This is a genomic window from Bacteroides sp. D55t1_190419_B8 (assembly GCF_015558905.1).
GTDB classification, from domain to species: Bacteria; Bacteroidota; Bacteroidia; order Bacteroidales; family Bacteroidaceae; genus Bacteroides; species Bacteroides vicugnae.
On record NZ_JADMOU010000018.1, the window covers coordinates 62,242 to 74,308 of the forward strand.

Here is a 12,067-nt window from a genome sequence, read left to right on the forward strand (position 1 = left end):
ATAATCAGATAGAGAACAAATAACCATTAAAAATATTATAGATGGAATATTCTTTTTATGATTTTTTAAAGCTCATAGGCTCATTAGGACTCTTCCTCTACGGAATGAAAATCATGAGCGAGGGCTTACAAAAGGTCGCGGGTGATAGATTGCGAAGTATTCTAACGGCAATGACCACCAACCGGGTAACGGGAGTTCTAACAGGAGTGTTAATCACGGCCCTTATCCAGTCTTCTTCAGCAACGACGGTAATGGTCGTCAGTTTCGTTAACGCCGGACTACTCACACTCGCCGAATCCATCAGCGTCATTATGGGTGCCAATATCGGTACTACCGTAACCGCCTGGATCATTTCAATTTTCGGATTTAAGGTTGATATGGCTGCCTTTGCCCTTCCTCTCCTGGCCATCGCCCTTCCATTTATCTTCTCCGGTAAAAGTAACCGCAAATCCATCGGTGAATTCATTTTTGGTTTTTCTTTCCTTTTCATGGGGCTTTCTTATCTGAAATCAAATGCACCCGACCTGAATGCCAACCCGGAAATGCTTGCCTTCGTACAGAACTACACGGATATGGGATTTTTCTCCATCATTCTGTTCTTGCTTATCGGTACGATACTGACGATGATTGTGCAAGCCTCCGCAGCCACCATGGCAATCACATTAATTATGTGTGCCAACGGATGGATCAGCCTGGAACTGGGAGCAGCACTCGTATTGGGAGAAAACATCGGAACTACTATCACGGCCAATCTTGCCGCACTTACAGCCAACACACAGGCTAAGCGGGCAGCATTGGCCCATTTTGTTTTTAATGTGTTCGGCGTTATCTGGGTATTGATTGTCTTCCACCCTTTCATGGAACTGGTAAACTGGGTAGTAGATACTTTTTTCCAAAGCAATAATCCGGAAGTTGCCATCTCCTACAAATTGTCGGCTTTCCACTCAATCTTCAACATCTGTAACGTTTGTATACTGATATGGGCTGTGAAACTGATTGAGCGTACCGTATGTGCTTTAATTCATCCGAAAGAAGAAGACGAAGAACCCCGCCTGCGATTTATCACCGGCGGTATGCTTTCCACTGCCGAACTTTCTATCCTTCAGGCACGCAAGGAAATCCATCTTTTCGCAGAACGTACACACCGGATGTTCGGCATGGTGCAGGATCTGTTGCATACGGAAAAGGATGACGATTTTAATAAATTGTTCAGCCGGATAGAGAAATATGAAAATATCAGTGACAATATGGAACTTGAAATAGCCAACTACCTGAATCAGGTGTCCGAAGGCCGTTTGAGTTCTGAAAGTAAGCTACAAATACGTGCTATGTTGCGTGAAGTGACAGAAATCGAAAGCATCGGCGATAGCTGCTATAACCTGGCACGTACCATCAACCGGAAACGCCAGACTAATCTGGACTTTACCGAAAAACAATACGAACATATCCACTTCATGATGAAACTGACTAACGATGCACTTGCTCAAATGATTGTGGTGGTAGAGAAACCGGAACATCAAAGCATCGATATTAACAAATCCTTCAATCTTGAAAACGAAATCAATAACTACCGCAACCAATTGAAGAATCAAAATATTCTGGATGTGAACAACAAAGAATATGATTATCAAATGGGAGTTTACTACATGGATATCATCGCCGAATGCGAAAAACTTGGTGACTATGTGGTGAATGTAGTGGAAGCCAGCAGTGATGTGAAAGAGAAAAAAGCTTCTTAATAAAGAAAATAAAAGGAGAATCAAGTATGTATTGATACAACTGATTCTCCTTTTTATTTATAGCATTATCTTTTATAAATTAATTGTATATGTATGATTCAGCCAAGCGCCAAAATAACGTAGATTCCGGAACAGTAGTTGTACGAAGCACTTTTGCAGTCCCGTCTTCCGAGGTCGGATTGATATTGGCAAATATATTCCACCCTTTATTAAAAGAACAATTATTATAATAATACGATTTGTCACTGCCTGTCAACGTAAAAGGACGGTCGGCATACTGATACCCCACCAGTGTAGCTTTTCCGGCAGAAGACTCTTTAGCGGACCAGTTGGAAATAGCAATCCGTCCCACTCTCTTATCGCCATTAAAAACAAAGAAATCCCCTAGGGTCGCCACAAGAGCATCCGCATCATCCGAGGTCCCGGTCCAGTAACCGCCCATGCCATTACGCCGGTCTACCGCCTGAAGCTTTTCCGAAGGAAAACTCGTGGGAAGTATCATCACAATCTGTCCGTCCTTATAAGGAAATTCAAGAGTCTCAATCACTTGCCAATCCGCCCCCGTCACTTTCACCTCAACCCGGTCGAATGTAAAATCCGCAGGTATATTCTGTATATCTTTCACTATGATCGTGCTATAATCCGGAACATCCGGAGCAGGAGGCTGTTCTTCATTTTCATCATCACTACAACCAGCCATCAGAAGGCCGCATATTAATAACAGAGAGAGAGATAAAAAACATCTCAGATCGGTCATAACAGTTGCTTTATTATACATAACTTCCGATTTTTGCGTCAAAGATATTACATTTATAATCAGCAGAATAATTTCCAGCCATAAAAATAAAAAAATGACCGGGCATATATTCATACACCCAGTCATTCTCCTCTTAATAATTCTCTCTCTTGGTTTTATCCTTCGTACGGTTCAAAGTCTTCTTTTCCGACTCCACATAATGGACAAGTCCAATCATCAGGAATATCTTCAAATGCTGTTCCTGGCTCAATTCCGCTTTCCGGATCTCCTTGTTCGGGGTCGTAAATATATTCACAGACCGTGCAAATGTACTTTTTCATAACGTTCGTATTTTTAATTGGTTTTCTAAATAATATAACACAAACAGCAAGATATTTGTTCAACACTATTTCCAAACTAAAGAAAAAAACTATCTTTGTATCCATATTATCAAGCTAAAACAACAATATCATACTATGCTTATAGCACTATTGTCTACTTTAATAGTTTTATGCGCAGTCCTACTAATCAGTTTTTTATGGGAGCGTAGAAAATGCCTGCGGATGCAACAACGATTGTTCCGTGAATCCAGAAAGTTGGAACGCACCAGCCATATCGCCGGTGCCATCTTAAAGAATGTACACGCCTTTATCCTATTAATAGATAATGACTTTAAAGTTCTGAAAACCAACTATTACCAAAAAACCGGAACAAAAAAAGGAACAGAAGAAAAAAGAGTGGGCGACCTGTTGCAATGTCGCAATGCATTAGCAGCCGAGGGAGGTTGCGGCACACATAGCTTCTGCGGTTCTTGTCCGATACGTACCGCCATACGCCAAGCTTTCGAACAGAGACGAAACTTCACGGATCTGGAAGCCACTTTATCCGTAGTTACGTCTGATAATACTACCGTAGAATGTGATGCTGTCATATCCGGTTCTTACTTCCTCCTTAACGAAGAAGAGAATATGGTAATCACCGTACACGATGTTACCCGGCGGAAACAAGCTGAAAAGGAACTGCTACTAGCCAAGGAAAAAGCAGAAAAAGCTGATATTTCAAAATCTGCCTTCTTAGCCAACATGAGCCATGAAATCCGTACCCCTCTCAATGCTATTACCGGATTTGCAGAGGTATTAGGCAGTGCAACTACAGAAGAGGAGAAAGCTCAATATCAGGAAATCATAAAAATGAATGCCGACCTCCTGATGCAACTGGTCAACGACATACTCGATATGTCAAAAATCGAAGCCGGAACATTGGAATTTGTGCAGGCAACAGTCGACGTCAATCTGTTACTCTCAGATTTACAACAACTTTTTCAAATGAGAGTTGATGACGTCGGAGGAAAGATACAAATTATAGCAGAGCCGTCTCGCTCTTCCTGCATGATTCAAACAGACCGGAACCGGGTGGCACAAGTGCTTTCCAACTTTGCCGGCAACGCCATTAAGTTCACCCATGAAGGTAGTATCCGCCTCGGCTATGAAGCCAGAGACACCGAACTTTACTTTTATGTCAAGGATACCGGAGCCGGAATTCCGGCAGAGAAATTACCGGATGTATTCGAGCGCTTCGTGAAACTGAACAAAGATAAGAAGGGAGCGGGACTGGGACTTTCCATTTCTCAAACCATTGTCGCCAAACTTGGCGGGCAAATCGGGGCGGATTCCGTAGAGGGCAAAGGCTCCACATTCTGGTTTACAATCCCTTATCGGTCATGCGGTAAACCACGCTAACATATTCGACTTCATAAAAAGTTTTAATTAAACATTCTATCACAATTATATGTTGTATTTTTGCAGTTCAAATTAAACGCATGTATCTGCATGAGTACAAATAAAAATGACTATTATCATTTAGGACTTACGGATAACGAAGTCCTACAAAGCAGGGAGAAAAATGGTATTAACCTGTTAACGCCCCCCAAGCGTCCTTCTCTCTGGAAGCTCTATCTGGAAAAATTTGAAGACCCGGTTGTGCGTGTGTTATTAGTGGCAGCCGCTTTCTCGTTAATCATCTCCATCATCGAAAACGAATATGCTGAAACAATCGGAATCATAGCCGCTATCTTACTGGCTACCGGAATCGGTTTCTTTTTCGAATATGATGCCAGCAAGAAATTTGACTTGCTGAATGCAGTCAATGAAGAAACATTGGTAAAAGTGATCCGGAACGGACGTGTACAGGAAATCCCTCGTAAAGACATAGTGGTAGGTGATATTGTGATTCTGGAAACAGGTGAAGAAATTCCCGCTGATGGAGAGTTACTGGAAGCTATCTCTCTGCAAGTGAATGAATCCAATCTGACCGGAGAACCTGTTATCAATAAAACCACTGTAGAAACGGATTTTGATGAAGAAGCGACTTATGCTTCTAATCTGGTGATGCGTGGTACTACAGTAGTGGATGGTCATGGAACCATGCGTGTGCTGCATGTGGGTGATGCTACTGAAATCGGGAAAGTAGCCCGGCAGAGCACAGAGGACAACCTCGAGCCCACCCCGCTGAACATACAGTTGACCAAACTTGCAAACCTGATCGGAAAGATCGGCTTTACCGTTGCCGGTCTTGCTTTTCTCATATTCTTTGTCAAGGATGTATTGTTATTTTTTGATTTCGGTTCGCTGAACGGGTGGCATGAGTGGCTTCCGGTTTTCGAACGGACACTGAAATATTTTATGATGGCAGTTACACTGATTGTAGTAGCTGTGCCTGAAGGATTGCCAATGAGTGTCACGCTTAGTCTGGCATTGAATATGCGCCGTATGCTTTCCACCAACAACTTGGTGCGGAAAATGCACGCTTGCGAAACAATGGGAGCCATCACCGTGATTTGTACGGATAAAACCGGCACACTGACGCAAAATCTGATGCAAGTGCACGAACCCAATTTCTATGGTATCAAAAATGGCAGCGACTTGTCTGATGATGATATCAGCGCACTTATCGCAGAGGGAATCAGTGCTAATTCAACAGCTTTCCTTGAAGAATCAACCCATGGAGAGAAACCGAAAGGTGTAGGAAATCCAACCGAAGTGGCTTTATTGCTCTGGCTTAACAAACAGGGAAGAGATTACCTGCAACTCCGCGAGCAAGCACATGTCCTCGATCAACTCACCTTCTCTACCGAACGGAAATTCATGGCAACTCTTGTTGAATCTCCCCTGATCGGCAAAAAAATACTTTATATAAAAGGAGCTCCTGAAATTGTTCTGGGCAAGTGTAAAGAAGTTGTTCTGGATGGACGGCGAGTGGATGCGGTAGAGTATCGTTCTACAGTGGAAGCACAACTGTTGAGCTATCAAAATATGGCTATGCGTACACTTGGATTTGCATTCAAGATTGTCGGAGAAAATGAGCCGAACGATTGCACGGAACTAGTTTCAGCCAACGACCTCAATTTCTTGGGAGTGGTTGCCATCTCCGACCCGATTCGTCCGGATGTGCCTGCTGCGGTTGCGAAATGCCAGTCTGCAGGTATCGGCATCAAGATCGTGACCGGTGACACTCCGGGAACTGCCACGGAAATCGCACGCCAGATCGGTCTCTGGAACCCCGAAACTGATACGGAACGAAATCGAATCACCGGTGTTGCATTTGCCGAATTGAGCGACGAAGAAGCACTGGACAGAGTGATGGACTTAAAAATCATGTCCCGCGCCCGCCCGACAGACAAACAGCGTCTGGTACAACTGCTTCAACAAAAAGGAGCTGTCGTAGCTGTGACCGGAGACGGAACGAATGATGCCCCGGCTTTAAATCATGCCCAAGTAGGCTTGTCAATGGGTACAGGTACTTCTGTAGCCAAAGAGGCCAGTGATATCACATTGCTCGATGACTCCTTCAACAGTATCGGAACCGCTGTTATGTGGGGACGTTCATTGTATAAGAATATCCAGCGTTTCATAGTTTTCCAGCTGACAATCAACTTTGTGGCATTGCTTATCGTTCTGCTAGGCTCCGTAATCGGTACGGAACTTCCGCTGACTGTAACACAGATGTTATGGGTGAACCTGATTATGGATACTTTTGCCGCTTTGGCTCTTGCCTCCATTCCACCCAGCGAAACTGTCATGCTTGAGAAACCCCGTCGCAGTACCGATTTTATTATCAGTAAGGCAATGAGATCTAATATAATAGGTGCGGGCTCTATCTTCCTCATCGTATTGCTCGGAATGATTTATTATTTCGACCACAGTACACAAGGAATGAATGTGCACAACCTGACCATTTTCTTCACCTTCTTTGTCATGCTGCAATTCTGGAATTTGTTCAATGCCCGTGTATTCGGCACTACCGATTCGGCATTCAAGGGACTTTCCAAATCGTATGGAATGGAACTTATTGTATTGGCTATTCTTGGCGGACAATTCCTCATCGTACAGTTCGGTGGAGCTGTATTCCGTACGGAACCGCTTGACTGGCAAACCTGGCTTCTTATTATAGGCGTTTCGTCCACGGTGTTATGGGTTGGAGAACTTATTCGCCTTGTTCAACGTATTATTCACAAAAAAAACAGAAATGAAAAGTAAAGGAATAAAAAACCTTCTTATTGATTTGGGTGGTGTACTTATCAATCTCGACCGCCAACGTTGCATTGAGCACTTTCAGAAGTTAGGGCTCCAAAACGTGGATGACTTGCTGGATATCCAGAATCAGGACGGAATCCTGATGCAACAAGAAAAAGGATTGATTACACCTGCCGAATTCCGTGACGGAGTTCGTAAAATGATAGGCAAAGCAGTTAGCGACAAACAAATAGATGCAGCCTGGAATAGTTTTCTAGTAGATATACCCACACAAAAACTTGATTTATTATTAAAATTACGTGAGAAATATGTCGTCTACTTATTGAGCAATACTAACCAAATTCATTGGGAATGGACATGCGCTCATTTGTTTCCTTACCGCACCTTTAAGGTGGAAGATTATTTTGAAAAAACATACCTCTCTTTTGAAATGAAAATGGCCAAGCCCGAACCGGAGATCTTCAAGGCAATCATAGAGGATGCCGGAATCGAACCGCAAGAGACGCTCTTTATTGATGACTCTGAAATGAACTGTAAGACAGCCCAAAATTTAGGAATTTCCACCTATACAGCGAAAGCAGGCGAAGACTGGAGCCATCTTTTCAACCTTAAATAAATTTAGAGATATGCAGATTATACGTGACACATCGGCAATTACCCCGGAACCCTGCGTAGCTACTATCGGTTTCTTTGATGGGGTGCATGCAGGACATCGCTATCTGATTCAGCAAGTGAAGGAGATAGCCGCCGCGAAAGGTCTACGCTCTGCATTGGTTACTTTTCCCGTTCATCCCCGAAAAGTGATGAATGCGAAGTATCGTCCGGAACTGCTGACTACTCCCGAAGAAAAAATAAGCCTGCTTGCAGACATCGGGGTAGATTACTGCCTGATGCTTGACTTCACTCCTGAAATTTCCCGGCTCACTGCCCGGGAGTTTATGACACAGTTGCTAAAAGAGCGTTATCTGGTAAAATATCTGGTAATCGGCTATGACCATCGTTTCGGGCATAACCGCAGCGAAGGTTTCGAGGATTATGTACGTTATGGAAAAGAAATTGGCATAGAAGTAATTCGCGCCAAAGCGTATACCAGCAATATAGAAATAGGGGACGAGCCCAACATTCCGGTAAGCTCTTCCTTGATCCGTAAACTTCTTCATGAAGGAGAAGTTAGCCTGGCCGCCCATTGTCTGAAATATGAATATTTCCTCGACGGGATAGTAGTAGGCGGCTATCAGGTAGGCAGAAAAATAGGTTTCCCAACAGCCAATTTACGGGTGGATGATCCCGATAAACTGATTCCTGCCGATGGAGTATATGCCGTATGGGTGACATTTGACGGGAAAACGTATATGGGGATGCTGAATATAGGTGTCCGCCCGACGATAGACAATGGTCCGAACCGGACGATTGAGGTGAATATCCTCCACTTCCATTCCGACATATATGATAAATTCATCCGGCTTACTTTTGTAAAACGGACACGTCCCGAACTGAAATTCTCCAGTATCGACGAGTTAATAACACAGCTCCATAAGGATGCTGAAGAGACAGAAACAATTCTTAAAAAATAGATTCTTATGCAAAAGTCATTTATGAGTATCTCTTTGGTGGTAATAGCTATATCCATGTTAGCTATGTTTATCTATAGTTTCTTTACCACTAAATAAAAAACCATGAAAACGGCTATCAAATTAGTATTAATAGACCTTCTCATTGCGCAGATTGTTGCTCCAATCCTGATTATGATTCCTTGTACGATCTATTTGTTCGTCACCACGGGAAATCTGGATAAAGTCACTCTGACGCAAATGATTATGATTCCGGCACAGCTAGCCGGTCAGATTATGATGGGTATTTATCTATGGAAAGCCGGTTATATCAGTAAAAAGAGGGCAACATGGTTACCAGTATCGGCCTCTTATCTGGTTTGCAGTGCCATCGCAATCCTCACTTGCGGGTTTGCAGTCTCCTCATTAATGAGCCTGCTGGATTGGATTCCTAATATCATGGAACAATCTTTCAACATTCTCCAATCCGGCTGGGGCGGTATTCTTGCAATAGCTATCGTAGGCCCCGTACTTGAAGAGTTATTGTTTCGCGGAGCCATCACCCACGCTTTACTTCAGCAATACAATCCGACTAAAGCAATTCTGATTTCCGCACTTCTGTTCGGTGTCTTTCATATAAATCCCGCCCAGATCCTTCCGGCATTTCTGATCGGTATCCTGTTGGCATGGACTTATTACAAAACAGGCAGTCTGATACCTTGTATACTCATGCATGTACTAAACAACTCATTGTCAGTCTATCTTAGTATCAAATATCCCGAAGCAGAAAATATGGACGACCTGATTAACGGTACCCCGTATCTCATCGTCCTATTCGGGTCAATCCTCCTGTTTATCGGTATCATACTGACCATGAATTTTCACCACAGAGGACTCAGAGGACACAAAGGTTTATACTGACAAGGGATATGTAGTAATCGCAAAATGTGTAATTCAAAAAAGACTCTGTGTACTCAGCGTCCTCTGTGGTGAATTTTATTTCTCTTTCGCTTTGAATGCTAATGCATACATTCGTATTTGTTTTACCATCGACAGCAAACCATTGCTACGCGTTGGCGATAGATGCTCTTTCAGTCCGATCTTGTCTATAAAATAAAGATCTGCATTCAAGATTTCATCAGGAGTATGTCCGGAAAGGACTTTAATCAACAAGGCAATAATTCCCTTTACAATCAAAGCATCGCTTTCTGCTTTAAAAACGATTTTACCATCCACATCATCCGCTTGAAGCCATACCCTGCTCTGGCATCCTTCAATCAGATTTTGTTCCGTCTTATATTTTTCTTCAAGTGGTTCCTGCTCATTCCCCAGATCAATAAGTAATTGATAACGGTCCATCCAATCGTCGAAGTCACTGAATTCCGCAATCACTTCATCTTGTAGTTCATTAATTGACATTATAGTAATTATTTAATTAGACAATATACCAATGTGCGAATAACAGATGCCGTATTTAAAAACGGCACACCAGTATATCGACACCTTATTATATTATTTCTCGATTCTATTATTTCTCATTGTAAATCACTTCTAATACGGTCTGACCGACTGCTTTCAACGTATTCTTATCAATATGTTCCATATTGTCATTGACAGTATGCCATGTCGGGGTAAAGTCACCCTCCTGATTATATGGAATAATATCAATCGTTTTAATACGTGCCAGACGATTAATGAACAGATGGTCGTCTGTTACAAATCCTCCGTTTCCATCCATGAAAGTCTTTCCGTAACCCGCTTTTTTTGCCGCTTTCCAAACCTTCTTATTTATGTCCGGAGCAAATTCCTCCGAATATCCTTCTTTCATAAACACACTGCCTTCACCTCCTACCATATCAAGCAGGATACCAAAACGTGCATTATATCCTTGTACATGAGGATTACGTGCCCAATACTGCGATCCCAGACACCAGAACTCCTCCTTGTGCTGCCCCGTGTAAAACTGTGGCGCACCATAGTCTTCTGCATCCAATAGAATGATGTCAATTCCCAATTCCGGTTGTTGCTGATTGACCAGACGGGCTATTTCGAGCAAAGCTCCTACCCCACTGGCACCATCATTTGCACCCAGAATCGGAGTTTTATGGTTCTTCTCGTCAGAATCGTTATCCGCCCATGGACGTGTATCCCAATGTGCAAACAAAGCGATTCTCTTTTTACTTTCCGGCTTATAAGAACCGATAATGTTTCTCGCTTTCAACAACGTCCCGTCATAAGCAATCAAATCGGCATATTGGTTAGTCACTTGAGCACCGAAAGCCTCCAACTGACCGGCAAGGTAATTGCCACAGGCAACATGTTCTTTTGTATTAGGAACACGAGGTCCGAAATCTACCTGATTCTTTACATACAAATAAGCACTATCCGCATCAAATTGAGGTACATTCACGACAGTTTCTTCATTTTGTTCACTCGTACTATTTGCCTTGTTACCTCCACCGCAAGAGAATGCTGACAATAACAAAAAGGCACTCATTAATACTATCATAGTTTTCTTTTTCATCGTCCTTTTATCTATTAAAGCCTCAAAATTAGTCATTTTCACCACAGCATCGTTCAGATGGAATGGATTATTAACATATAAACTTCAGTTCCACATTTTTCTTTCCCACCACAAGCTCTACTTTTGCACCGTTGATAAGCGGGAGATTATGAGTCACATGCCCCACCGGGAAATTGAAACAGACGGGATAATCATACTCTTTTACTAAATCTGCCAAAGCGGCATACAATTCCTTACCCAGTGAACAGTCTTCTTCATATTCCGTAAATTGACCGATAATCAATCCGGACAGTTTTTCAAGTACGCCTCCTAGTTTCAAATTATACATCATACGCTCGATAGCATGCGGACGTTCGCTAACATCTTCAATAAACAGTATAGTCCCTTCCGCCGGAATATCATAAGGAGTCCCACGCAAACCGTAGGCTACCGCCATATTACCGCCATGCAAAACACCTTGTGCAGTTCCCTGCTTGTTCAATTTATGCTTCTCGCACGTGTAAGAAGGAATATTTCCCAATAAAATATCCTTCAGATAGTTTGCACAAAGATCATCTTCGGGTTCCACCGTAAGATGACGGGCCATCAATGAATGAAGGGACGCATATCCATTTTTCTGAAACAGATTGTGCAAGGCGGTTATATCGCTAAACCCCAGTAACCATTTCGGATGCTCACGAAAGGCCGTAAAATCAATTTTATCGATCAAATGTACCGCCCCATACCCTCCACGACTACAAAGAATAGCTTTCACTTTAGGGTCGTCCATCGCATCCTGCAAATCTTTCAGCCGCTGCTTGATTGTCCCGGCATATCTTCCGGATGAACTTCCGGCATGTTTTCCTATAGCCACTTTCAAGCCCCATGATTCCATCCGTTTCTTGGCTCCTTTCAGGAATTGTTGGTCGATCTTACTCGAAGGTGATACAATAACCACTTTATCACCATTCTGCAAAAAGGGAGGAAATTGAATATCCATATATGTT

Annotated in this window: 11 protein-coding genes; 6 read left to right on the forward strand and 5 right to left on the reverse strand. The window is 42.8% G+C overall.

The window, feature by feature from the left end; translation table 11 throughout:
* Positions 1 to 41 precede the first annotated feature (41 nt).
* A complete protein-coding gene (locus tag I2I13_RS15545) occupies positions 42 to 1,739 on the forward strand; it encodes a Na/Pi cotransporter family protein (RefSeq protein WP_074636458.1) in 1,698 nt (565 codons plus the stop codon).
* A gap of 79 nt (positions 1,740 to 1,818) precedes the next feature.
* Here I2I13_RS15545 and I2I13_RS15550 read toward each other — a convergent pair whose 3' ends face one another.
* Positions 1,819 to 2,517 (reverse strand): hypothetical protein, encoded by a 699-nt coding sequence (locus I2I13_RS15550; RefSeq protein ID WP_195649932.1) that lies wholly within the window; start codon positions 2,515 to 2,517, stop codon positions 1,819 to 1,821.
* A gap of 134 nt (positions 2,518 to 2,651) precedes the next feature.
* Positions 2,652 to 2,816 (reverse strand): rubredoxin, encoded by a 165-nt coding sequence (gene rd / locus I2I13_RS15555; RefSeq protein ID WP_004306971.1) that lies wholly within the window; start codon positions 2,814 to 2,816, stop codon positions 2,652 to 2,654.
* Between the two features lie 222 nt (positions 2,817 to 3,038).
* On the opposite strand from rd, the gene I2I13_RS15560 reads away from it, so the two are divergent.
* The 5 genes from I2I13_RS15560 (at position 3,039) to I2I13_RS15580 (ending at position 9,478) form a co-directional block, all read left to right on the forward strand.
* Positions 3,039 to 4,214 (forward strand): HAMP domain-containing sensor histidine kinase, encoded by a 1,176-nt coding sequence (locus I2I13_RS15560; protein WP_099146908.1) that lies wholly within the window; start codon positions 3,039 to 3,041, stop codon positions 4,212 to 4,214.
* 90 nt (positions 4,215 to 4,304) lie between these two features.
* Complete coding sequence (locus tag I2I13_RS15565; protein WP_195649933.1) at positions 4,305 to 7,010, forward strand: calcium-translocating P-type ATPase, PMCA-type; 2,706 nt, start codon at positions 4,305 to 4,307, stop codon at positions 7,008 to 7,010.
* Entirely contained in the window at positions 7,000 to 7,623 is a 624-nt protein-coding gene (locus I2I13_RS15570; RefSeq protein ID WP_074636464.1) for an HAD family phosphatase, read from the forward strand. Before I2I13_RS15565 ends, I2I13_RS15570 begins: the two co-directional genes overlap by 11 nt.
* A 10-nt stretch (positions 7,624 to 7,633) precedes the next feature.
* Complete coding sequence (locus I2I13_RS15575; RefSeq protein WP_195357902.1) at positions 7,634 to 8,581, forward strand: bifunctional riboflavin kinase/FAD synthetase; 948 nt, start codon at positions 7,634 to 7,636, stop codon at positions 8,579 to 8,581.
* Positions 8,582 to 8,683: 102 nt separating this feature from the next.
* Positions 8,684 to 9,478: a CPBP family intramembrane glutamic endopeptidase gene (locus tag I2I13_RS15580; RefSeq protein ID WP_074636469.1), complete on the forward strand. Its 795-nt coding sequence runs from the start codon at positions 8,684 to 8,686 to the stop codon at positions 9,476 to 9,478.
* Positions 9,479 to 9,553: 75 nt separating this feature from the next.
* On the opposite strand, the gene I2I13_RS15585 is transcribed toward I2I13_RS15580, so the two are convergent.
* From I2I13_RS15585 to I2I13_RS15595, 3 genes are all read right to left on the reverse strand, one after another.
* Positions 9,554 to 9,976 carry a SufE family protein gene (locus I2I13_RS15585; protein ID WP_074636471.1) on the reverse strand — a complete coding sequence of 141 codons (423 nt, stop codon included), beginning with the start codon at positions 9,974 to 9,976 and terminating at the stop codon, positions 9,554 to 9,556.
* Between the two features lie 109 nt (positions 9,977 to 10,085).
* Positions 10,086 to 11,081: a M28 family peptidase gene (locus I2I13_RS15590; protein WP_074636473.1), complete on the reverse strand. Its 996-nt coding sequence runs from the start codon at positions 11,079 to 11,081 to the stop codon at positions 10,086 to 10,088.
* A 70-nt stretch (positions 11,082 to 11,151) separates the two neighbouring features.
* On the reverse strand, positions 11,152 to 12,060 hold the full coding sequence (locus I2I13_RS15595) for an LD-carboxypeptidase (RefSeq protein WP_195357894.1): 909 nt from the start codon (positions 12,058 to 12,060) through the stop codon (positions 11,152 to 11,154).
* Positions 12,061 to 12,067 lie beyond the last annotated feature (7 nt).